General features: G+C 72.1%; 31 protein-coding genes and 6 pseudogenes. 21 read left to right on the top strand and 16 right to left on the bottom strand.

Annotated elements, in window-relative coordinates:
- Positions 1–44: 44 nt before the first annotated feature.
- The 3 genes and pseudogenes from G5V59_RS10685 to G5V59_RS10675 form a co-directional block, all read right to left on the bottom strand.
- A pseudogene (locus G5V59_RS10685) lies at positions 45–293 on the bottom strand (phenylalanine 4-monooxygenase); the annotation flags it as partial.
- A gap of 121 nt (positions 294–414) precedes the next feature.
- A pseudogene (locus tag G5V59_RS10680) lies at positions 415–633 on the bottom strand (phenylalanine 4-monooxygenase); the annotation flags it as partial.
- Positions 634–1161: 528 nt separating this feature from the next.
- Complete coding sequence (locus G5V59_RS10675; RefSeq protein ID WP_278256428.1) at positions 1162–2076, bottom strand: alpha/beta fold hydrolase; 915 nt, start codon at positions 2074–2076, stop codon at positions 1162–1164.
- A gap of 362 nt (positions 2077–2438) precedes the next feature.
- Here G5V59_RS10675 and G5V59_RS10670 point away from each other — a divergent pair, with 362 nt between their 5' ends.
- From G5V59_RS10670 to G5V59_RS10610, 13 genes and pseudogenes are all read left to right on the top strand, one after another.
- Positions 2439–2813: a hypothetical protein gene (locus G5V59_RS10670; RefSeq protein ID WP_278256427.1), complete on the top strand. Its 375-nt coding sequence runs from the start codon at positions 2439–2441 to the stop codon at positions 2811–2813.
- Positions 2814–2924: 111 nt separating this feature from the next.
- Positions 2925–3308 (top strand): hypothetical protein, encoded by a 384-nt coding sequence (locus tag G5V59_RS10665; RefSeq protein ID WP_278256426.1) that lies wholly within the window; start codon positions 2925–2927, stop codon positions 3306–3308.
- The gene (locus G5V59_RS10660; protein WP_278256425.1) at positions 3290–3853 is read left to right on the top strand and encodes an ATPase, T2SS/T4P/T4SS family; all 564 of its coding nucleotides are present in this window, start codon (positions 3290–3292) and stop codon (positions 3851–3853) included. Before G5V59_RS10665 ends, G5V59_RS10660 begins: the two co-directional genes overlap by 19 nt.
- Positions 3783–4274 carry an ATPase, T2SS/T4P/T4SS family gene (locus G5V59_RS10655; RefSeq protein ID WP_278256424.1) on the top strand — a complete coding sequence of 164 codons (492 nt, stop codon included), beginning with the start codon at positions 3783–3785 and terminating at the stop codon, positions 4272–4274. Before G5V59_RS10660 ends, G5V59_RS10655 begins: the two co-directional genes overlap by 71 nt.
- Positions 4156–4671, top strand: coding sequence for an ATPase, T2SS/T4P/T4SS family (locus G5V59_RS10650; protein WP_278256423.1), 516 nt, complete (start codon positions 4156–4158; stop codon positions 4669–4671). The genes G5V59_RS10655 and G5V59_RS10650 overlap by 119 nt, the downstream gene beginning before the upstream one ends.
- Positions 4637–5170: pseudogene (locus tag G5V59_RS36410) on the top strand (type II secretion system F family protein); the annotation flags it as partial. The gene G5V59_RS10650 and the pseudogene G5V59_RS36410, both read left to right, overlap by 35 nt.
- 83 nt (positions 5171–5253) lie before the next feature.
- Positions 5254–5331: pseudogene (locus G5V59_RS10640) on the top strand (hypothetical protein); the annotation flags it as partial.
- Between the two features lie 88 nt (positions 5332–5419).
- Positions 5420–5947 (top strand): type II secretion system F family protein, encoded by a 528-nt coding sequence (locus G5V59_RS36405; protein WP_341351181.1) that lies wholly within the window; start codon positions 5420–5422, stop codon positions 5945–5947.
- A gap of 263 nt (positions 5948–6210) precedes the next feature.
- A complete protein-coding gene (locus G5V59_RS10630) occupies positions 6211–6612 on the top strand; it encodes a hypothetical protein (protein ID WP_278256422.1) in 402 nt (133 codons plus the stop codon).
- Complete coding sequence (locus G5V59_RS10625) at positions 6606–7982, top strand: hypothetical protein (RefSeq protein WP_278256421.1); 1377 nt, start codon at positions 6606–6608, stop codon at positions 7980–7982. Before G5V59_RS10630 ends, G5V59_RS10625 begins: the two co-directional genes overlap by 7 nt.
- Positions 7868–9298, top strand: coding sequence for a hypothetical protein (locus tag G5V59_RS10620; RefSeq protein ID WP_278256420.1), 1431 nt, complete (start codon positions 7868–7870; stop codon positions 9296–9298). The genes G5V59_RS10625 and G5V59_RS10620 overlap by 115 nt, the downstream gene beginning before the upstream one ends.
- Positions 9299–9458: 160 nt before the next feature.
- A complete protein-coding gene (locus G5V59_RS10615; protein ID WP_278256419.1) occupies positions 9459–9908 on the top strand; it encodes a hypothetical protein in 450 nt (149 codons plus the stop codon).
- Positions 9905–10117, top strand: coding sequence for a hypothetical protein (locus G5V59_RS10610; protein WP_278256418.1), 213 nt, complete (start codon positions 9905–9907; stop codon positions 10115–10117). The genes G5V59_RS10615 and G5V59_RS10610 overlap by 4 nt, the downstream gene beginning before the upstream one ends.
- Positions 10118–10127: 10 nt before the next feature.
- Here G5V59_RS10610 and G5V59_RS10605 read toward each other — a convergent pair whose 3' ends face one another.
- The 4 genes from G5V59_RS10605 to G5V59_RS10590 form a co-directional block, all read right to left on the bottom strand.
- Positions 10128–10325, bottom strand: coding sequence for a hypothetical protein (locus G5V59_RS10605; protein ID WP_278256417.1), 198 nt, complete (start codon positions 10323–10325; stop codon positions 10128–10130).
- 123 nt (positions 10326–10448) lie between these two features.
- Complete coding sequence (locus G5V59_RS10600; protein WP_278259768.1) at positions 10449–10769, bottom strand: phospholipase D-like domain-containing protein; 321 nt, start codon at positions 10767–10769, stop codon at positions 10449–10451.
- Positions 10682–11329 (bottom strand): hypothetical protein, encoded by a 648-nt coding sequence (locus G5V59_RS10595; RefSeq protein ID WP_278256416.1) that lies wholly within the window; start codon positions 11327–11329, stop codon positions 10682–10684. The genes G5V59_RS10600 and G5V59_RS10595 overlap by 88 nt, the downstream gene beginning before the upstream one ends.
- 149 nt (positions 11330–11478) lie before the next feature.
- Positions 11479–11949: a PLDc N-terminal domain-containing protein gene (locus G5V59_RS10590; RefSeq protein ID WP_278256415.1), complete on the bottom strand. Its 471-nt coding sequence runs from the start codon at positions 11947–11949 to the stop codon at positions 11479–11481.
- A 27-nt stretch (positions 11950–11976) separates the two neighbouring features.
- Between G5V59_RS10590 and G5V59_RS10585 the strand changes: the two genes are divergently transcribed.
- From G5V59_RS10585 to G5V59_RS10575, 3 genes are read left to right on the top strand one after another with little or no spacing between them, the layout of a single operon-like run.
- Positions 11977–12384: a hypothetical protein gene (locus G5V59_RS10585; RefSeq protein WP_278256414.1), complete on the top strand. Its 408-nt coding sequence runs from the start codon at positions 11977–11979 to the stop codon at positions 12382–12384.
- Positions 12381–12905, top strand: a complete 525-nt coding sequence (locus G5V59_RS10580; protein ID WP_278256413.1) for an RDD family protein — start codon at positions 12381–12383, stop codon at positions 12903–12905. Before G5V59_RS10585 ends, G5V59_RS10580 begins: the two co-directional genes overlap by 4 nt.
- A gap of 44 nt (positions 12906–12949) precedes the next feature.
- Entirely contained in the window at positions 12950–14167 is a 1218-nt protein-coding gene (locus G5V59_RS10575; protein ID WP_278256412.1) for an FAD-dependent oxidoreductase, read from the top strand.
- Positions 14168–14213: 46 nt separating this feature from the next.
- Here the strand turns inward: G5V59_RS10575 and G5V59_RS10570 are convergent, their stop codons facing one another.
- The 6 genes and pseudogenes from G5V59_RS10570 to G5V59_RS10545 form a co-directional block, all read right to left on the bottom strand.
- Entirely contained in the window at positions 14214–14474 is a 261-nt protein-coding gene (locus G5V59_RS10570) for a hypothetical protein (RefSeq protein WP_278256411.1), read from the bottom strand.
- A gap of 101 nt (positions 14475–14575) precedes the next feature.
- Positions 14576–15055, bottom strand: coding sequence for a MerR family transcriptional regulator (locus tag G5V59_RS10565; protein WP_278256410.1), 480 nt, complete (start codon positions 15053–15055; stop codon positions 14576–14578).
- A gap of 175 nt (positions 15056–15230) precedes the next feature.
- On the bottom strand, positions 15231–15884 hold the full coding sequence (locus G5V59_RS10560; protein ID WP_278259767.1) for an alpha/beta fold hydrolase: 654 nt from the start codon (positions 15882–15884) through the stop codon (positions 15231–15233).
- A gap of 156 nt (positions 15885–16040) precedes the next feature.
- Complete coding sequence (locus tag G5V59_RS10555; RefSeq protein ID WP_278259766.1) at positions 16041–16412, bottom strand: FAD-binding domain-containing protein; 372 nt, start codon at positions 16410–16412, stop codon at positions 16041–16043.
- An 86-nt stretch (positions 16413–16498) separates the two neighbouring features.
- Positions 16499–16788: pseudogene (locus G5V59_RS10550) on the bottom strand (hypothetical protein); the annotation flags it as partial.
- Between the two features lie 191 nt (positions 16789–16979).
- Positions 16980–17273 (bottom strand): annotated as a pseudogene (locus G5V59_RS10545) (deoxyribodipyrimidine photo-lyase); the annotation flags it as partial.
- Between G5V59_RS10545 and G5V59_RS36400 the strand changes: the two are divergent.
- Positions 17196–17798 (top strand): hypothetical protein, encoded by a 603-nt coding sequence (locus tag G5V59_RS36400; protein WP_341351180.1) that lies wholly within the window; start codon positions 17196–17198, stop codon positions 17796–17798. The pseudogene G5V59_RS10545 and the gene G5V59_RS36400 overlap by 78 nt on opposite strands.
- Before the next feature lie 110 nt (positions 17799–17908).
- Complete coding sequence (locus G5V59_RS10535; protein WP_278256409.1) at positions 17909–18475, top strand: hypothetical protein; 567 nt, start codon at positions 17909–17911, stop codon at positions 18473–18475.
- Here the strand turns inward: G5V59_RS10535 and G5V59_RS10530 are convergent.
- The 3 genes from G5V59_RS10530 to G5V59_RS10520 all read right to left on the bottom strand — a co-directional run bounded on the left by G5V59_RS10530 (position 18460) and on the right by G5V59_RS10520 (position 19089).
- Positions 18460–18588, bottom strand: a complete 129-nt coding sequence (locus tag G5V59_RS10530) for a hypothetical protein (RefSeq protein WP_278256408.1) — start codon at positions 18586–18588, stop codon at positions 18460–18462. The genes G5V59_RS10535 and G5V59_RS10530 overlap by 16 nt on opposite strands.
- Before the next feature lie 73 nt (positions 18589–18661).
- Positions 18662–18937: an NAD(P)H-dependent oxidoreductase gene (locus tag G5V59_RS10525; protein ID WP_278256407.1), complete on the bottom strand. Its 276-nt coding sequence runs from the start codon at positions 18935–18937 to the stop codon at positions 18662–18664.
- A complete protein-coding gene (locus tag G5V59_RS10520) occupies positions 18907–19089 on the bottom strand; it encodes a hypothetical protein (RefSeq protein ID WP_278256406.1) in 183 nt (60 codons plus the stop codon). Before G5V59_RS10520 ends, G5V59_RS10525 begins: the two co-directional genes overlap by 31 nt.
- A 184-nt stretch (positions 19090–19273) precedes the next feature.
- Here G5V59_RS10520 and G5V59_RS10515 point away from each other — a divergent pair, with 184 nt between their 5' ends.
- The 3 genes from G5V59_RS10515 to G5V59_RS10505 are packed head-to-tail and all read left to right on the top strand — an operon-like array spanning position 19274 to position 20486.
- Positions 19274–19408, top strand: coding sequence for a hypothetical protein (locus G5V59_RS10515; RefSeq protein WP_278256405.1), 135 nt, complete (start codon positions 19274–19276; stop codon positions 19406–19408).
- Positions 19375–19857, top strand: coding sequence for a DUF1800 family protein (locus G5V59_RS10510; RefSeq protein ID WP_278256404.1), 483 nt, complete (start codon positions 19375–19377; stop codon positions 19855–19857). Before G5V59_RS10515 ends, G5V59_RS10510 begins: the two co-directional genes overlap by 34 nt.
- A complete protein-coding gene (locus G5V59_RS10505; RefSeq protein WP_278256403.1) occupies positions 19854–20486 on the top strand; it encodes a DUF1800 family protein in 633 nt (210 codons plus the stop codon). Before G5V59_RS10510 ends, G5V59_RS10505 begins: the two co-directional genes overlap by 4 nt.
- The last annotated feature ends 306 nt before the right edge of the window (positions 20487–20792 follow it).

The raw sequence follows: 20792 nt of genomic DNA, 5'->3' as shown, positions 1-20792 counted from the left end.
ACGCCGAACTCCAGGGTGAACCAGAAGACCTTGCTGACGAACTCCAGCGCGGCGGCGCTCTCGACCCGGCGCGAGGCGTGGCCGGCCGCCTCGTAGAGCGCGGTGAAGCGGGGGTTGGCGAGGGTGTTGCCGTGGCCCACGACCTCGTGGAGCACGTCCGGCTCGGGTGTGTAGAGCGGGACGGAGTGGTGGCGGACGTACTGGGTGGACCAGAACGCCTTGTCGGCGAGCGAGCCGTAGAACTCGCGGAGCGGGACCAGGCCGGCGGCCGGCTGGTAGCGGTAGCCGGTCAGCGGCTGCAGCCACTCGCTGACCTCGGCGAGCCTGGGGGATCCGGTCGATGGGCAGGCCCAGCGACTCCTTGCCGTCGAGGAACTCCCGGCAGGCGTAGGCCCGGTGCTTGGTCACGAGCGCCTCGCTGACGACCTTCCAGACCTCGTGCTCCGCCGCCGTGTACGACGCCACGGGCGCCGGCGTGCCGGGGACCCACGCGCTGGCGAGGGTGGCGAGGGCGTCGCGGCGGGCGCGGTACTCGGGGTCGGCGAAGCCCGGGTGGCCGGCGCCGAGGTGGACCTTGAGCGAGCCGTCCTCGTCGGCGGTGACGGGCGCGAAGTACTGACCTTCCTCGAACATGCCTGCAGTGTGTGACCTGGTCCACAGAAATGCCAGTCTGGTCGGACAAATGGCTGGCGATTGCGCCGATCGGTGGCACGATGTCCAGCATGGACACCGTCGACCGAGCGATCTTGGACATTCTGCGTGCCGACGCCCGGACCTCGATCCGAGAGGTCGCCGCACAGGCCGGGATCAGCCGCGCGAGCGCCTACGCGCGGGTCAAGCGGATGACCGAGGAGAAGGTGATCCGCCGGTTCACCGTCGACGTGGACCCGGCGGCGGTGGGGCTGGGCCTGTCGGCGTACGTCCACGTGCGGACCAAGCAGAACTCCTGGAAGTCCTTCCGCACCAAGGCCTGGCAGCTGGAGGAGGCCGCGCACGTCGCACTCGTCACCGGCGACTTCGACTGCGTGATCCTGGTCCGCGCCCGCGACGCCGACCACCTGCGCGAGCCTGGTGCTGGAGCGGATCCAGGCGCTGCCCGAGGTGGTCGCCACGCAGACCGTGCTCGTCTTCGAGGAGCACGTCGGCGCGCTGTGAGCGAGCTCAGCGGCGCTTGCGGTCGTGCCGCTCCAGGAACTCGTGGAGGTAGGTCCAGGTGGTCTCCGGCGCCTTGGTCCCGGTCAGCACGCCGAGGTGACCTCCCGGAGCGAGCGGGAGGACCACGTCGGGGGAGTGCGGCAGCAGCGTGCCGACGTGGTGCGCGGCAGCGGGCGGGACGAGCACGTCGGTGCGCCCGGCGACGTTCATCACCGGGACGGTGACCTTCGCCAGGTCGACCAGGTGGTTCGGGCCCTGGACCTTGCCCGTGGCGAGCTCGTTGCGCAGCGCGAGGCGCTGGTAGACCTGCAGCGTCGCCCGGCCGGGGTAGGCCAGCATGTTGTTCATGATGTGGTCGACGGCCTGCACCTGACCGAGGAACTCCCGGTCCTCGCGCTTGTTCCACAGCGTCCGCGGCTTCTTCAGGTACGTCGGCAGGGCGGTCGCCTTGAACCCGATGCTCACCAGCGGGGCGGGCACCGATCCGGCCGCCTTGAGCGCGCCGCCGACCAGCCGGCCACCGGTCACCTTCGCCACGGCCTGCACCGGCCGGAGCAGCGGCTGCTGGGAGAGGTCGAAGGGACTGGCCACCATCGCGACCGAGCGGATCGGCAGGTCCTGGTGGACGGCCGTCGTGCCCAGGGACAGGAGGCCACCCATGCACCAGCCGACCAGGTGCACGTCCCGACCGCCGGCGTCCTCGGACACCTTGCGGATCGCGGGCGGCAGCACGTCGTTGATGAAGTGCTCGATGCCGACCTTGCGGTCCACGCCCTTCAGCGGTCCGTAGTCGAGGAGGTACGTCGGGCGGCCGCGGCCGACGAGGTCCTCGGCCAGCGACAGCCCGCGACGCAGGTCGAAGCAGGTGGCCTGCGAGCCGAGCGGCGGCACCAGCAGCACCGGGATCCCCTTGCTGCGCACGCCCTTGACCTTCGCGTAGCGGTGCAGGCTCGCGGGTGCGCCCGCTGTCGATGACCTCCGAGGGCGTCCGGGTCAGGTCGGCGATCCCGCGCCGGACCAGGAAGTCCCAGAGGTTGAGCACGGACTGTGCGGTGGGAGCCTTCGGTGATGCCACGGGGCACAGTGTGGACCCGGTCGTGCCGCCGCGTGGCAGAACCATCGGATCCGATGGTTGCGGCGCGAACCATACATCGGATCGCCGAGCAGAGAAAGTAAAGAAAGCCGCATTGCCGTGACGGAGCGTCGCGGAGTGACGTTTCCTGAACTCAGTGGCTCGGGACCGCTCACCCCGTTCATCCACTCTCCTCTGAAGAGGTACTGCCATGCTTCGAACCCTCGAGCGTCTGCGCGCGGCGCGGCGCGACCAGAACGGCTTCACGCTCATCGAGTCCCCTGATCGTCATCATCATCCTGGGCATCCTCGCCGCGATCGTCGTCTTCTCGGTCCGCGGCATCACCAACCGGGGCGACACGGCTGCCTGCAAGGCGAACGTCAAGTCGGCGCAGACCGCGGTCGAGGCGTACTACGCCCAGGCGAACCAGTACCCGACGGCGATCGGCCAGATCACCACGCAGGCGCCCACCGCGACGCCGCCGAGTCTACAGTGCTGCTGCAGGAGGCCCCTCCGGCCGGCATCATCACCTTCGGCGCCACCTCCTCCGACGAGCCGACCTACAAGTCGCTCGCGTCCTGCTGAGCGGGCCCTGAGCTCTTCCGGAGGGCCGCCGTCCGGCGGCGGCCCTCCGTTCGGCATCCATCGCGTCGACACCTGAGGGGTCTCCCGTGTACCACCACCTCCACCGCATCGGTGACCGCATCGACCAGTCTGCTCGCTGCGCTGTGGGAGGTGCGGGGAACCGACCTGCTGCTGACGGTCGGCCTCCCGCCGATGCTGCGCGTCGACGGCGCACTCACCGCGGTGCCCGGTCAGTCGGCGCTCACCGCCGAGGAGACCGACGCTCTGCTGGCGGAGATCCTCACCGCCGAGCAGCAGACGGCGTGGGAGTCCCAGCACGAGTACGACTTCTCCTTCTCCTGGCGCGAGCACGCCCGGATCCGCGGCAACGCCTTCACCCAGCGCGGGCTCACCGCCGTCGCGCTGCGGATGATCCCGCGCACCGTGCCGACCCCGGACGAGCCTGGGCCTGCCGCCCGCGCTGCGCGAGCCTGTCGATGCGGCACCAGGGGCTGATCTTGATGACCGGGCCGACCGGGTCGGGCAAGTCGACGACCCTCGCCTCGCTGATCGACCTGATCAACACCCACCGCGGCTGCCACATCATCACCGTCGAGGACCCGATCGAGTACGTCCACGACCACAAGCGGGCGGCCGTCAACCAGCGCGAGGTCGGCACCGACACCGCGACGTTCAGCGACGCGCTGCGCTCGGTCCTGCGCGAGGACCCCGACGTGCTGCTCGTCGGCGAGATGCGCGACCTGGAGTCCATCCAGTTCGCGCTGACCGTGGCCGAGACCGGGCACCTCGTCTTCGCGACCCTGCACACCAACGACACCGCCCAGTCGCTGGGCCGCATGATCGACGTCTTCCCCGCCGAGCAGCAGGCCCAGATCCGGGTGCAGGCTCGCTGCCGCGCTGTCGTGCGTGGTCTACCAGCGGCTGATCCCCAAGGTCGGCGGCGGCATGACGGCGGCGTACGAGGTCCTGGTGGCCACGCCCGCTGTGCGCAACCTGATCAAGGAGGGCAAGACGCACCAGCCTGCGCAACTCGCTGGTGACCGGCGCCCAGGACGGGATGCTCACCCTCGAGCAGTCGCTCTCGCACCTGGTCCAGACCGGGGTGGTGAGCCTGGAGGACGCGGCGGCGCGCAGCCTCTACCCCAAGGACATCGACGCCCGGCCGCGGTACGCCGCGGGCGTGGGCCGCTGAGGCGCATGCCCGCCGCCACGGCGGAGCGCTACTCGCGGCTGATCCACTCGCCGTTCGGCATGGTGATCTGCGCCGGCCCCACCGGTGGCGGCAAGACGACGACGCTCTACGCCTCGCTCGGCGAGTCTCAACAGCCCCGAGAAGAACCTGATGACGATCGAGGACCCGGTGGAGTACACCTTCGACTCGATCAACCAGATCCAGATCAACGAGCAGGCCGGCATCACCTTCGCCGGCGGGCTGAAGTCCATCCTGCGCCAGGACCCTGACGTGATCCTGGTCGGCGAGATCCGTGACGTCGACACCGCGCGGATCGCCGTGCAGTCGGCGCTCACCGGCCACCTCGTGCTCTCCTCGCTGCACGCCACGGAGGCGGTCTCCGCGCTCTACCGCCTGCTCGACATGGGCATCGAGGCCTTCCTCATCGCCTCCTCGGTGACCGCGGTCGTCGCCCAGCGCCTGGTACGCCGCACCTGCACGTCCTGCCTCGCGCCGTACCAGCCCTCCCCGGACGAGCCTGGCGTTCCTGCACACCTTCGGCGGGCAGGAGCCGATCGGCGGCTTCCAGCACGGCACCGGCTGCCACTTCTGCGCCCACACGGGCTACCTGGAGCGGATCGGCGTCTACGAGATGCTCGTGGTCACCGACGAGGTGCGCGAGGCTGATCGTGGACCGCGCCCCGCACGACCAGATGCGGAAGCCGGCCCGCAGCCAGGGCATGCGCACCCTGCAGGAGCAGGCCGCCCAGCCTGGTCACCCACGGCACCACGACCGCGGCCGAGGTCATGCGCTCGATCTACGTGGCAGGAGTCTGAGATGCCCAAGTTCGCCTACGTCGGCGTCGACCTGACCGGCGACCGGGTCAAGGGGACGCAGAAGGCCGCGAGCCGCGGCGACGCCGAGGTGGCGCTCTACGAGCAGAACCTGCGCGACCTGCGGGTGCACGAGAAGAAGAGCATCCTGCAGTACGAGATCTCCGGGCCGCGGATCAAGCGGGAGCAGGTCATGCACCTGTCCCGCCAGATCGCGGCCTTCCTGCGGGCCGGCCTGCCGATCCTCGACGCCGTGCACGCCATCGGCGCCGAGAGCGAGAACTCCTCGGTGCGCCGGATGATGCACGACATCGAGGACGGGCTGCGCACCGGCGAGCGGTTCTCCGACACCCTGGAGCGCTATCCCAAGGTGTTCCCGGAGTTCTACCGCGGGATCGTGCGCTCGGCCGAGCCTGACCGGCGAGCCTGGACACGGTGCTCTCCCGCCTGGCGATCTACATCGGCCGCGACCTGGAGGCGCGGCGCAAGATCAAGTCCGCGCTCATGTACCCGCTCGCGGTGGCGGGCATGTCGGTCGTGACGGTGCTCGTGCTGGCGATCTACGTGCTTCCGAAGTTCAAGGACTTCTTCGCCGATCTCGATGCCGAGTTCGCCGCTCCCGACACGCATCCTGCTGGGCATCACCGACTTCCTCGGCGAGTGGTGGTGGGCGATCGTGGGCGGCCTGGCGATCCTCGCGCTGCTCTTCGTCGTCTCCCAGCGCTTCGAGCGCGGAAAGTACGCCTGGCACGCCTTCCTGCTCAAGGTGCCGGTGCTGGGCGAGACCATCCAGTACGCGCTGGTGGAGCGGTTCTGCCGGGTGATGGCCTCGATGGTGAGCGCGGGCGTCAACCTGCCGGAGGCGATCGCCGTCTCCACCGACTCGCTGCGCAACCGGGTGTTCATGAGACGCCTCAACGGCGTGACCGAGCAGATGCTCGAGGGCCAGGGCCTTGCGGGCCCGCTCGCCCGGACCCGGCTCTTCCCCGGCACGGCGACCTCGATGCTCCGCGTCGGCGAGGACACCGGGTCGATGGACACCCAGACTCGAGGTCACCGCGGAGTACTACGAGGACGAGTCTGGACTACAAGATCGCCAAGTCGACCGCACTCTTCGAGCCGGTCGTGATCATCGTGATGGGCGCCATCGTGGGCTTCGTCGCGGTCGCCCTGGTCTCGGCGATGTACGGCATCTTCAACCAGGTGGACATCTGATGGACTGGCTCGAGCGCCGACGCCGGGCCGCGCGCTCGGACGCCGGCGTGACGCTGATCGAGACGCTGGCGGCCGTTGTCATCCTCGGCATCGCCGGCGTCGCGGTCATGGCCGGGCTGCAGGCTGAGTGTCAAGGCCTCGGACATCCACCGCAAGCAGGCGACGGGCGGCGCCTACGTGCGCAAGCTACGCCGAGGCGATCGAGAAGTACCTCGACACCACGGGCAACTACGTCCCGTGCGCAGGCACGGGTGCCTACACCCCGGCGGTGGTCGGGTTCAGCGCCCCGGCCGGCTACACGGCGAGCGCGACCGTGGCCACGCCGCTCGACGGCAGCGGGGCGGCGATCACGACCGGCTCCTGCCCGGGGCGGGACAAGGGCGTCCAGCGAGTCACCCTCACCGTCACGAGCAACGACAGCCGCGCGGCCGAGCGGCTGACCGTGGTGCTCCGCAAGGCCTGCGGGACGGGGACGTCGTGCAGGCTGAGGGAGCGCCTGCGGGCGGCAGGTTCCGACGACGAGGGCCTGACCCTGCCCGAGCCTGGTCATCACCGTCGCCATCATCGGCATCGTGCTGACGGCTCTCGTCGGCGTGGTGATGGGCTACCTGCGCAACACCGTGGACACCCAGTCGCGGCTGACCGAGTCCCAGGACGTCCAGTTCGTGGCGACGTACTGGCAGCGCGACGTGGCGAGCATCGGGGTGCGCAGCTACGACGCGGTGACCAAGACCTTCCCGCTCCAGCAGTCCGTCAACGTGGCGCCGGCGTGCGCCCTGCCGGCCGGCGCGCCGGTCGTGACCCTCGCCTGGAGCGAGTACGCCTCGGCGGACTCCACCGCGACGCCCACCCGGATGACCGTCACCTACCTCGCCCGCTCGGCAGGCTCGGCCTACGAGCCTGGTCCGGGTGCGCTGCAACGGAGCGACGGTGAAGTCCACGGTGCAGGTCGCGCACAGCCTGCGCTCGTTGCCCACGGTGACCTGCGACGTCGCCTGCACCGGGAGCGGGAGCAACGTGCCGTCCGTCGTGAACCTCGCGCTCGCGGTGCTCGACCCGAACGGCCACGGCACCGTCGCCTACACCGCAACCCTCTCGGGCGAACGGAGGCAGTCATGAGGCAGTGGCGGGTGCGACTGCGGCGACCGCGCGGCGACGAGGGCGCTCTGCTGATCTTCGCCATCATCATCATCACGACCGTCGCCCTGGTGACCGGCATCGTGCTCACCCGGGGCGACGGCAGCCTGCGGGCGACCGTCGCGCTGCGCGACGTCACCCGGACGTCGTACGCCGCCGACGGGGCCGCGCAGGTGGCGATCAACGCGCTGCGCACGGGATACAACACAGGCAACGGCGAGCCCGACCCGTGGTACTACACGAACGTCTCCGGGACGGGCTGCTTCGGCTACAACGGCGTCGCGCCGACCACGACCCCGATCAGGCTCCCTCGTCCTGAACAACCTCATGCCGTTGGTCTCCGGCGAGAACACCCAGGCGCTGTCGGCACGGGTGGAGTGCACGCCGGACGACGCGACCGGCGCCCAGGGCTCGGCGGTGCCGATCAACAGCAGCAACAAGCCCGGCTACGCCATCGTCACGCTGGGCGACCCGAGCACCCACACCGGCGGCACCGTGACCGCGACCGACCCGCTGCGGGTGCACGGCGGCATCTACGCCAACGGGGCGATCAGCGGCCAGGTGACCGTCGACGCGGGCACGGTCCGCGCGACGGGCAGCTGTGCCGGGACCACCGTGACCGGAACCGCGACGAAGTCCTGCGGCACGGGTCCGGCCATCGACGACCCGAACTACGGCCACGAGTCTGGGCACCACGGTGCCGGACCTGCGGACGCCGCCGACCTCCTGCACCGCCGGGGTCGCCACCTTCAACCCCGGCTACTACGACAACGCGCAGGCACTCAACACCGCGATGGGCCTGTGCCGGGTGATGTGGTTCAAGCCGGGCAACTACTACTTCGACTTCCACGACGAGGCCTGCGCGGACGTGTGCCCGGACGGGGTCTACGCCGGAACGACCAACCGGTGGACGATCCCGCGCGGGGTCGACGTCATCGGCGGGACCCCGACCAACCCGAGCACGGGAGCCGTGCTGGCTCGGCCGCCGTCGCCGCTGCCCTCCGACGCCGACGGGCTGGTCCCGGGCAACTGCCAGAGCCCGATCACCGACGTGAACGCCGTCGGCGTGCAGTTCGTGTTCGGTGGCAACAGCCGGATGTACCTCGACGGCAACGGGGGCACGGGCGCACGGATGGAGGCTCTGCGGGACCTACCACGCCGATCGTCCGCCGATCGGTCTCTACGGGCTCAAGACCGGGGCCACGCCGACGGTCACCAACGACACCCCCCGCGACATCAGCAACGGCGGCAGCGTCGTCGCGCCCGGCTCGTTCACCGGCGCCACGGTCGCCAACCTCAAGGCGGGCGGCGCTGGCGCGACCTGGACGACCACCAACGGGAACGCTGTCTCGACCACGCTCAAGATCGACGGCTTCCAGCCCAGCGCGACGGTGCCCGCGGGATCGGTGCTCACCGAGGCGACCCTGCGGGTCACCCACAAGGAGCCCGCGACCGGGGCCAATTTCGCTGGCAGCGCGAAGGCTCACCGTCGGCAGCCTGGAGCCTGACCACCGCGGTCACTGCCGCGACCTCGGCCACCACCACGGCCATCCCGGTCACCGGCGCCAACCTGACCGCGCTGCAGAACGCCGTCCACGACGCGGGCTACACCGGGGCGGCGGTCGAGTACACCGCCACCGCGAAGCAGAACAACGCGACCACGACGGTCGGTCCGATCACCCTGGACCTCAAGTACGCCGTGCCGGTGCTCCGGGGCCAGAGCGGGACCTGCGTGGCCTCGGGCACGTCCTGCCCGCTGCTCTCCACCGACCCGTCGGGCAACAACAAGATCAACATGTACCTCCAGGGCACGACCTACGCGCCGCTGGCGGACTTCAACATCGTGCTCAGCAACTTCAGCGCCGAGGTCGCCAAGTTCGGCATCGTCGCCCGGCAGCCTGGAGTTCGACGTCAACACCGGGAACCCCCGCTACACCGGGCCGGTCTTCGAGATCCCGGACAACTCGCCCGGCTTCGGGTTCGAGACCACCCTGCTCCGGCTCGACGTCTACGTCTGTCCCGGCACGACCTGCACCAGCGGCGGCGAGCCTGGCACTGCGGTCGAAGGTCCGGCTCTTCGACCAGGGCGGCACGCCCGGCCCACCGAACCGGCAGGTCTCGGTCCTGAGCCTGGAGCCACACCCGCTGAGCGAGCAGGCCTTCCTCGATCTCGCCGTCCCGGTCATCGCCGGCATCCTCGGGCTGGCGATCGGGTCGTTCCTCAACGTCGTCGTGCACCGGGTCCCGGCGGGGGAGTCGGTGGTGCACCCGCCGTCCGCCTGCCCCCGGTGCGGTACGCCGATCCGGGCGCGTCACAACGTCCCGGTGCTCGGGTGGCTGGTGCTCCGCGGGCGCTGCTTCGACTGCGCGGAGCCGATCAGTCCCCGCTACCCGCTGGTCGAGGCGGGCACCGGGGTGGCCTTCGCGCTGGTGGCGCTGCGTCTCGGGGCGGACGAGACGGGTCTGCGGCTGCTGCCGGCGTACCTGTTCTTCGCCGGCGCCGGGATCGCGCTCGCGCTGATCGACCTCGACGTGCGCCGGCTGCCGGACGCGATCGTGCTGCCGTCGTACCCGGTCCTGGCGGTGCTGCTGGCGCTCGGCGGCGACGGGCACGCGCTGGTGCGGGCGGGGCTGGGCGCGCTGGTCCTCGGCGCCTTCTTCCTCACCGTCTGGCTGCTGGTGCCGGGCGGGATGGGCTTCGGCGACGTGAAGGCTGGCGGGTCTGGTGGGCGCGATGACGGCCTACCTGACCTGGGGCACCTTCCTCGTCGGAGCCTTCCTCGGCTTCCTGCTCGGTGCGGTGGCCGGGGTGCTGCTCATGGCGGGCGGCCGGGCCGGGCGCAAGAGCGCGGTCCCCTTCGGGCCGTTCATGATCCTCGGCGCGTGGGCGGCGATCCTCGGTGCCGGTGGCCTCGGCGACTACTACCTGGAGTCGATCGGCTTCTGAGGCGGGGCGCTCACGCCGTGAAGCAGACCAGGCAGGAGTGCGGGTCGTGCTGGATGCCGCTGGCGTGCAGCCGGTCGGCGCGGTGCAGCAGGTCGTCGAGGGCCCGCTCGGAGGCGGCGATCTCGACGATCGCGTCGGCGAGCTCGGGCGCGATCCGCGGCCCGGCCTCCTGCGGCTGCTCGGCCAGGCGGGTGGCGGTGGCGTTCATGGTTCCTCCCCAGAGTCATGACCGAGACCTGCTGTGGCGTCGAGCATGACCGCGCGTGCGGGCGTACGGCAATGGCTGCGGCGAAGGTCGGCACGAAGGAATTCGACGCCTCGCCCGAACGGACTAGGTGACCGGGACCCCCGTCACTGGAGCGCGGCGGTGAGCCTCATGACGTTGTCGACGTACCGGCTGCGGGGTGGGCGCTCGCCCCACTCCTCGAGCGTCAGGCTCCTTGGAGATCGCCCGGTAGTCGTCCTCCACCTCCCGCAGCCGTACGACGACCGCCGGGTCCGGCAGCATCAGGGACACCTCGTAGTTGAGCCCGAACGAGCGCATGTCCATGTTGCTGGAGCCGATCACGGCGACGTCGTCGTCGATCGTGAAGTGCTTGGCGTGCAGGATGAACGGCGCCGGGTAGCGGTAGATCCGCACCCCGGCCTCCAGCAGCGCCTTGTAGTACGACGCCTGCGCGTGCCCGACCATGAACTGGTCGGAGACCTCGCTGACGAACAGGCTCCACGTCCACCCCGCGCTCGGCGGCGGTGGTGACGGCGTAGAGCAGCGACTCGTCGGGGACGAAGTACGGCGAGGTCAGCGAGATCCGCTGCGTGGCGGCGTAGATCAGCGTGGTGAACATGCGCAGGTTGTTCTCCGCGACGATGCCGGGGCCACTGGGGACCACCTGGCACGGGACGTCGAGCACCTCGTCGGGTCGCTGGTCGGGCTCGCCGAAGACGGCGATGAGACCCGACGACCTCGCCCGTCTCGACGTACCAGTCCGAGGCGAAGACGGCGTTGAGGCCGGCCACGACCGGGCCCTCCAGGCGGACCATCGACTCGACCCACTCGCGCCCGGCCCTGTGGTTCTTGGGCTTGTTGTAGCCGGGCTCGGTGAGGTTGAGCGAGCCGGTGAAGCCGACGGCTCCGTCGACGACGAGGATCTTGCGGTGGTTGCGCAGGTCCGGGCGGCGGAAGCGGCCCTGCAGCGGCTTGATCGGCAGCATCGGGTGCCACCGGATGTCGGTCGCGCGGAGCCTTCTTCAGCAGCAGGCTTGTAGGCTCGGCAGGCCGCGGGAGCCGAGGTGGTCGAAGAGCAGCCGTACGTCGACCCCGCGCCGGGTCGCGCGCACCATCGCCTGGAACAGCGGGTCGGTCACCTCGTCCCAGGCGGTGATGTAGAACTCCACGTGCACGTGGCTGCGCGCCCGGTCGACCTCGCGGGCCATCTCCTCGATGACGCCGCGGTAGTCCGGCCACAGCCTGCACCTCGTTGCCGCCGGTGAGCGGGAGCGCGCCGAGGTGGTGGTTGAGCGCGGCGACCCGGGCGATCGGTGCGGGCAGCCGCGCACTGTCGAAGGACAGCGGCAGGCTGGTCGGCGCGCTCGCGGATCGCGGCGATCGCGCGGCGCTGGCGCTTGACCCGGCGGTTGCCGAGGCGGGTGCGGCCGAACAGCAGGAAGATCGAGAACCCGATGATCGGCTCGATCATGATCAGCAGCAGCCAGGCCATCCCGGTCGACGGCTTGCGGTTGCCGGGGATGATCCCGAGGGCCACGAAGCGCAGGGCGATGTCGATGCCGAGCACGGTCCAGCCCAGGGTCGAGGTCGGATCGGGCCAGGTCATGGCTGCACCCTATGGAATCCTGGCGCGATGACGCCTCCAGAGCACGGCCTGATCGGCCGCGTCGCCGGCGCGGTGACCGGGCGGGTGGCCGGTGCGGTGCCCGTCGAGGAGATCCTCGACCAGATCGACGTCAACGCGCTGCTCGACCGGGTCGACGTGGACCACCTGCTCGAGCGGGTGGACGTCAACCGCCTGCTGGACCGGGTGGACGTGGACCGGCTGCTCGCGCGGGCCGACGTCGAGACGCTGGTGCAGCGTGCCGGGATCCCGGACATCGTCGCCGACACCACCGGCGACCTGGCCGGACGGACCCTCGACGTCGCCCGCCGCCAGGTGGTCGGTCTGGACGCGGTGGTCGGCGGGATCGTGGACCGGCTGCTGCGTCGCACCGGTCCCGCACCGGCCGGCCCGCCCGCGCTGGTGGGGGAGTCGTGAGCCGCCGCGCGTCGGTCACCGGACGGTACGCCGGCCCGGTCAGCCGCGCGCTGGCCGCGGCGATCGACGTCGGGGTGGTCCTGGCGTCGTACTCGCTCGGGGTGGCGACGGCCGGCTTCCTCAGCCGGGCGCTGCTCGACGTCTCGCTGGAGAAGGGCACCGGTGTCGTGGCGACGCTGGTGCTGCTCGCCTGGGGCGCGGTCTACCTCGCGGCGAGCACCACGGTCACCGGCCGCACCGTCGGCAAGGCGGTCGTCGGGCTCAAGGTCGTCTCCCGCACCGGCCACCCGGTGCGCCCGCGGGCGTGCCTGGTCCGCGTCCTGGTGCTCCCGCTGAGCACGTCCTTCTTCGCGATCGGGCTGCTGCTGATCGTGCTGCGCCGCGACCACCGGGCGCTGCACGACCTGCTGGCCCGGACCGCGGTCGTCTACGACTGGGGCGACCGGCAGGCCGAGCCTGCCGGGACCGCTGGCGGCGTACCTGCGGGCGCACGAGGCGGGCTGACGGAACCTCCACGGTAGAATTCAACAGCCTGTTGAAGTTCCTGTGGACAAAGGAGTTCCAGATGCGCCCGCAGCACCCCGTCGTGATCGTCGGCGCCGGCCTGGCCGGCCTCGCGTGCGCCCGCACGCTCACCGCCCAGGGCCGGGAGGTGGTGCTCCTCGAGGCCTCCGACGCGGTCGGCGGCCGGGTCCGCACGGACGTCGTCGACGGGTTCACCGTCGACCGCGGCTTCCAGGTCCTCAACACCGCCTATCCCGCCCTGCGCCGCGAGGTCGACCTCGGCGCGCTCGACCTGCGGCCGCTGCCGCGCGGGGTCCGGGTCCGGCGCGAGGGCGCCGTGCACGAGGTGCCGCACCCGCTCGCCGGTCCGGCGGCGCCCTGGCGGGCGCTCGCCTCGGGTGCGACCGGGCTGCGCGGCAAGGCGGCCGTGGCGTCGTACGCCGGGCGGGTGGTGGTGTCCTCGGCCGACGGGCTGAAGCGGCGCCCGGACCGGCCCGCGAGCGAGGTGTGGCGTGAGTCCGTGGGGGAGGAGGTGGCCCGCGACGTGCTGGTGCCCTTCTTCTCCGGCGTGGTGCTGGAGCGGGAGGTGAGGACCTCGCGGGTGTTCACCGACCTGATGATGAGGTGCTTCGCGCGGGGCTCCTCGGCGGTCCCGGCGCGCGGGATGCAGCGGCTGCCGGAGGCGATCGCGGACGGGCTCCCGCCCGGGGTGCTGCGTCGGGAGACGCCGGTCGCCGAGGTGGCGGCGCACGGGGTGGTGCTGGCCGACGGTGCCGAGGTCCCGGCCGCGGCGGTCGTGGTCGCCGCCGACCCGCTCGCCGCTCACCGCCTGGTGGCGGGCCTGGGGGAGCCGCCGGCGATGCGCGGCGTGCGCACCCACTACTTCGCGACGCCGCCGTGGACGGGCCAGAGCGGCACGCTCGTCGTGGACGCCGACGGCTCGGGCGTGGTGACCTCGGTGGTGCTCACCGCCTCCGCCCCCGAGTACGCCGCCGACGGGCGCTCGCTCGTCGCGACCTCCGTGCTCGGCGATCTCGCTCCTGCCGATGTCGAGCGGGTGGCCCGCGAGCCTTCACCAGACGCCGGAGGGGGACTGGGAGCCGGTGGCGGTGTGCGACGTACCGGCCGCGTTGCCGGCCATGACCGCGCCGCACGAGCTTGCTGCCGCCGTTGCGGGTGGATGGCGTACTGGTGGCTGGGGACCACCGCGCGACCAGACTCGATCCAGGGCGCGCTGGCCTCGGGGCGGCGGGCCGCCCGGGCGGTGCTGGCGGGCTAGGACCCCAGCCGGTCGACGTAGGCGACGACGCGGTTGAACAGCGCGGTCACTCCGGAGGGGTGGTGGTGCGCGGCACGGGTGCCTCGGCGAGCTCGTAGAGCAGCGGCCGCGCGGCCAGCACGCCGGCGGACTCCGCGACCCCGGCGGCGACCCGTGCGGCGTCGCGCACGGCCACCGGGTCGACGGTCCACAGTGCCTCGAAGATGCGCTGGCGGTCGGGGACCTCGCTCTGCCCGGGGATCTCCCACGCGGTCAGGCAGGCGACGCTGTCGGGCGCGTCGCACACGACCGCCCACTCGCGGCGCATCGGCGCGTCCTCGGCGAGGGTCGCGCGGACCGGGCCGCTCGCCTCGTCGGCGGTGTCGGGCCAGTGATCGGCGAAGACGACCGCGGCACGGGCGACCCGGCTCAGGCTCGTTCCACCGAGGCGCGGAGGGGCGGTAGAACTCCGCGCGCTGGAAGGCGCCGAAGAGCACCGGGCGGTCGGCGACCGCGCAGCACTCGTCCTCGATCGCCCACGACAGCGCGATGAGGGTCGACTTGCGCAGCCGGTGCGTGGCCAGCGTGGGGTGGCGGCGGCGCAGACTCGGCGAAGATCGACGGGTTCGCCGGCGCGCGCGTGGCGGAGGCCTCGGCGATCGCGACCTCGAGCCGGATCCCGGCGTCGCGGCGGCGGGCGACCTGGCGCACCAGCTCGACGTCGGCGTCGGTGTAGCGCCGGTGCCCGCTCGGCAGGCGCTGGGGGACCGGGAAGCCGTGCCGGCTCTCCCACATGCGCAGCACCGCGGTGCTCACGCCGGTGCGGTGGGCGAGGTCGCCGATGGTGAGCTCGGCCGGCTGCGAGGAGGCAGCCTCGGGGGCTTGCGCCGGGGCCTCGGGATGGTCCATGCTCACCAGTGTAAATCTAAACAAGCCGTTGAATTAGTCTGTTGAAGTATTTGAGCGAGGAGAGCGCGATGAGCACCGAGCCGGACCGGAGTGCACTGGTCGCCCTCCTGAGGCGGGCGGCGACGGGCGACGTCGACGCCTTCGCCGCGTTCTACGACGCCACCTGCGGCCCCGTCTACCGCCTGGCTCGCGGTCTCACCGGCGCCGCGGAGCCGGCCGAGCACCTGTGCCGGATCGGGTACGTGCGTGCCTGGCGCCACGCCGCGTCGTACGACGCCCGGGCCGGCTCGCCCCTGGTGTGGCTGCTCCTGCTGACCCGCTCGGTCAGCGAGGAGCCTGGCGGCCGCCGCCTGAGCGCTCGGCGGCTCAGCCGAGCAGACTCGCGCACGCCGGCCACGGCGAAGGCGTTCCAGCGCGGGACGCCGCGCAGCAGGTAGTGCCCCAGCCCGCCCATGTCGGTGAACCCCGCGTCGGCGACCTCGGCCGCGCGCTCGACGTAGCGCCGGGTGGCGCGCGCGGAGGTGATCTTGTCGCGGCGCCCGTGCGCGGCGCGCAGCACCTTGCCCTTCAACGGCTCGACCGGCTCGTCGGCGGGCAGCCACGGCGCCAGTGCGACGACACCGACCACGCCCGGCTCGTCGGCGACCGCGACCCCGGTGCGGGCGCCCATGGAGTGCCCGACCAGCACGAACGGCAGGTCGTGCTCGCGGCGCAGCGTGTCGAGCGCCCACCGCGCGTCGGGCACCGGCGAGGGCTCGCGGTCCGGCGCGGCGTTCCAGCCGCGGACGGCGTACCGGATCACCGCGACGCCGACGCCGTCGGCGGCCAGGCTCCTCGTGGAGGTGACGGCCCAGCGCGCGGGCGCGGCGCCAGGACAGGCTGCGGCCGTCGATCGGGGAGGTCCCGTGCTCGGCGCCGCCGTGCAGCACCAGGGCGATCGCGCGCGGCTCCACCGGGAGCCAGGTGTCGGTCAGGGTCGGTTCACTCACGGTGCCTCCGCAGCAGGCTGGTAGGCCTCCAGCGCCTCCGCGCGCTGCGTGGCGTGGTCGACCAGGGGTTCCGGATAGCCATTCGGAGTCCCCGCCCGCCACGGATGGTGCACGTCCGGCTTGCCCAGCCCGGCGAGCTCGGGCACCCAGCGGCGGATGTAGTCCCCGTCGGGGTCGAACTTCGCGCCCTGGGTGATCGGGTTGAAGATCCGGAAGTACGGCGCCGCGTCGGTCCCGCACCCCGCCACCCACTGCCAGTTGTGCTGGTTGCTCGCCAGGTCCCCGTCGACGAGGTGGGTCATGAAGTGCCGCGCGCCGTGCTGCCACTCCACGCCGAGATCCTTGACCAGGAAGGACGCCACGATCATCCGCACCCGGTTGTGGATCCAGCCCTCGCCGAGCAAGCTGGCGCATCCCGGCGTCCACGATCGGGAACCCGGTGCGGCCCTCCGCCCAGGCCTGCAGCCGCGCGTCCCGCTCCTTGCCGGTGACGTAGGGCAGGTCGCGCAGGCTCGGGCCGGAAGTACTCCCGCGCCGAGTCCGGCCAGGCGTGCAGGACGTGCGCGTAGAACTCCCGCCACGCCAGGCTCGCGCCGGTAGGTCGCCGCGTGCGGGTTGCGCGCGTCGAGGTCGGCGAGCATCGTCCGCGGGTGGATCGCCCCCCAGCGCAGGTACGTCGACATCCGCGAGGTCTCGTCCAGGTCCGGCCGGTCCCGGACGTCGTCGTAGGGCGTGCCGCGCCACTGCTCCCACGCGGCGAGCGCAGCCGCCTCGCCCGCCTCGGGCAGGCTCACCTCGCCGAGGTCCGGCTCGTCCGGCAGGTCGTGGCCGTCCGCGGAGATCCAGTCCACGGAGGCCGGGTCGGACTCCGCCGGCTTGCGCCAGCCGTGCTCGGCCCACGCCCGCGCGAAGGGCGTGTAGACCTTGTAAGGGTCGCCCGTCCTCGTGTGCAGCCGCCCCGGTGCCACGGCGTACGGCGACCCGGTGCGGACCAGCGGCACCTCGCCCAGGGCCTCCTCCACCCGCTCGTCGCGGGTGGCGCCGTAGGGCGCGAAGTCCGCGCTGACGTGCACCGCGCCCGCGCCGACCTCCTCGACCAGGGCTGGCAGCACGTCCTCGGGCCGCCCGCGTCGTACGACGAGACCGGGGCCGTGCCTGCGCAGGTCGGCGTCCAGCGCCCTCAGCGAGCGGAGCAGGAAGGCCGTGCGCGGCGCGCCCGACGGGCTCAGCAGGGCCTCGTCGAGGACGAAGAGGGGCAGGACCGGCCCCTCGGCCGCAGCGGCCAGGGAGCGCCGGGTGGTCGCCGAGCCGGAGGTCGCGCCGGAACCAGAGGATGCTCGGGGTCACCCCTTCATGCTGGCAGACGGGCGGTGGGCGGGCCAGGAGCGCCGGGAGCCGCTCTCCGCGGGCCCCGTCGCGGGCGCGTTAACGTTGCGGCATGCGGGTCCCCGAGTACTCCGACGACCGGCTCGCGGCGGACCTCGTGGCCGCCGCGGCCGAGCCTGGGTGAACCCCTCACCGCCGCGTCGTACGACGCCTGGCAGCGTGCGCACGACGCGGCCTCCCCGGCCCTGCTGATCCGGAGGTTCGGGTCGTGGAAGCAGGCCTGCGCGCAGGCCGGCCTGGCGAGCAACAAGACCCGGTCGACGACCCGGCGGTGGAGCGACGAGGACGTCGTGGCGATCGTGGCCGACTACCTGGCGGCTCCGGGCAGCACGGGCAGCCTTCGCGGACTACACCGCCTGGGCGCGTGAGCGCCCGGACACCCCGAGCGGGGCGACCCTGCGCCAGCGGTTCCCGTGGGCGGAGGTCAAGAAGCGGGCACAGGCACACGACCCGGGAGCGGATGCGCGACAATGACAGCATGACTGTCATTCCCGGCGACCGGCTGGCGGCGCTCGAGCCCGCCTGCGCCCTCGACGACGCCCTGGCCCTCTTCGACAGCCTGCCGGCGGTGCGGGCCGAGGAGGTCACCGGCCGGTGGCACGGCCGGGAGGCTGGCGACCGGGCACCCGATGGACGGGCTGCTGGAGGCCTCGGGCTGGTACGGCAAGCAGTTCGACTCCGTCGACGCGGTGCACCCGCTGCTCTTCTGCACCCCGGGCGGATCGATCGTGTCGGTGGACCCGCGGCGGATCCCGTTCGGGATCGTGGACCGGATCCCCGAGGGTGTGGTCGCACGGGGCCGCGCGGTGATGGGCGCGGCGCTGCCGGTGCTGCGCACCCGCAAGCCGCGGGCGCGGCTGCGCAACGTGGAGTACCGCGGGGTGGTGACCGCGGGGATGAGCCTACGACCACCTGCCGATCATCGACTTGTTCCGGCGAGTCGACGAGCGCACGCTGCTGGGCTGCATGGACCTGCGCGGCGCGCCGCCGTACTTCTTCGTGCTGGAGCGCGACTGACCCGCCCCGGCCTCAGGCCGGGGGATAGGGCGCGTCCCGGAGCAGCCGGGCCAGGTGCGCGGCATTGCTCGCCAGGGTCTTCGTGGTGCCGGCGGTCTTCTCCGGCTCGGGGTCGAGGTCCTGGTAGTCGATGCCCTGCATGGCCTCACCGACCCAGTAGGTGACCGCGTTGGCGGGGATGGTGAAGCCGACGTCGGACAGTGCCTGGTAGACCTCAGCGCTGACGTGGTGCGCGCCGTCCTCGTTGCCGACGACCGCGACCGCACCGACCTTGCCCGAGGTGAGCGTCCGGCCCTCGTCGTCGGTCTCGCCCAGGCTCGGCGTCGAGACGCTCCAGGACCATCTTGCACACCGCCGTTGGCTGACCCATCCAGATCGGCGTCGCGATCACCAGGATCTCGGCGTCCAGCATCTTCTGCCGCAGCGCCGGCCAGCCGTCGCCGTCGCCCTCGTCGGTGCTCACCCCGAAGGCCACCGGGTGGTCGACCACCCGGACCAGGCTCGCCCTCGACGTCGTGCTCGCGCAGCGCGGCGAGCAGCCGGTTGCCGAGCAGACCCGAGACTCGACTCCGAGGGGGACTTCCGCAGGGTGCAGCAGAGCACCAGGGCACGCAGGGATCCGGTCGTCTCGTTGTCTGCCATGGCGGGCCGGTACCCGCGCCGCGCGCCCCCACCCGGGCCACCATCCCCGCCATATAGCCCGCAGGACGTTCCTGAAATGTCCGATCGGTCATTCTGCGGGCCCTTCCGCCGCACCTACGCTCCGAGCACACGGGTGGTTCGTCAGCCAGGGGGGATGGAACGCGATGGCCTACACACCTCGGGCGTGGACCGGCACGGCGATCCCGAACACCCTGCTGTGGCACTACCTGCGCCGCTTCACCGCCGGCTACACCCCGGCCCTCAACCAGCAGGTCAACGCCGCCGGTGGCTTCACCAAGTGGTTCGAGCGGCAGGCTGACGTCGTACTACAGCGACTCCTGGTACGGCGCCACGGCGGCCTGGTGGCCCTCGGTCAACGCCAGCCCGGCGACGCTGTGGAAGCGCGACCAGGACGGGGTCGAGTCGATCGGGATGGCGGATGCCAACTACGAGCGCTGGGCGCTGGTACGACGCCTCGGCTCCCAACGGCAGGTGCTGGAGACCATGGCCGGTGCGTGGGAGCACCACCTGCACGTGCCGGCCACCGGCGAGGTCGGGCCCTTCCGCACGGCGTACGGCAAGGTGATCCGGGCCTACTCGCTGGCGCGCTACGAGGACCTGCTCAAGGCGGCGATCACGCACCCGGCGATGTCGGTCTACCTCGGCAACGCGAACTCCTCCAAGAGCGCCCCCAACGAGAACCTCGGCCGTGAGTCTGCTGGAGCCTGCACACCGTCGGGCGCGGTGCCTACACCGAGGCGGACGTGAAGGCCTCGGCCCGCATCCTCACCGGCTACCGGGTCGACTCCTGGCGCACCTGGGCGGTGTCCTACGACCCCGGCCAGCACTGGACCGGGCCGGTGAAGGTGATGGGCTTCAGCCACGCCAACAGCGCGCCGGACGGGCGTCCCGTGGTCGCGGCCTACCTCAAGTACCTCGCCCACCACCCGCTGACCGCACGCCGGGTGGCGACCAAGCCTGGCCCGGCGCTTCGTCTCCGACGACCCGCCGGCCGCACTGATCAACCGGCTGGCGGCGGTCTACCTCGCCAACGACACCCAGATCCGGCCGGTCCTGCGCTACCTGATGGCCTCGGTGGAGATGCGCTCGGCGTACGCCGTCGGGACGAAGGTGCGCACGCCGACCGACGACGTGGTGGCCACCTGGCGCGCGCTCGGCGCGCAGGCTCACCGCACGCCCGGCCGACAGCGATGCTCCCGCCGGCGCGAACGCGATCCTGTGGCAGACCGACGGCGTGGGCCTGCGGCCCTTCTGCTGGCAGCCGCCGGACGGCCGGCCGGACACCGCGGCCGCCTGGTCCGGCGCCTCCCGCTTCCTCAACTCCCTCGACGTGCACTACACGATGTCCGGCGGCTGGTGGCCGACGGTCGGAGTGAAGTACCGGACCGCGGCCTCCTGGCTGCCCGCCAGCCGGATCCGCTTCGACCAGGCTCGTCGACCACCTGGCCCGCACCCTGCACGGCCGCGGGTCCACGGCCGTGCTGCTGCAGGCGGCCTGCGAGGCCACCGGCCTCGGCCCGGCCACGATCATCACCGCGAGCAGCGACCTGGTCCGCTGGGAGATGCCGCGACTGCTCACGGTCTTCCTCGACTGCCCGACCCACATGACGAGGTGAGTGCGATGGACAACTGCGGATGCCCCGAGTTCTCGGGCCTCTCGCGGCGCGGCCTGCTGCGCGGCG

It is taken from the genome of Nocardioides convexus (assembly GCF_011090295.1).
The sequence above is the reverse complement of the archived record's forward strand: the minus strand, read 5'-3'. Positions and strand labels throughout refer to the sequence as shown.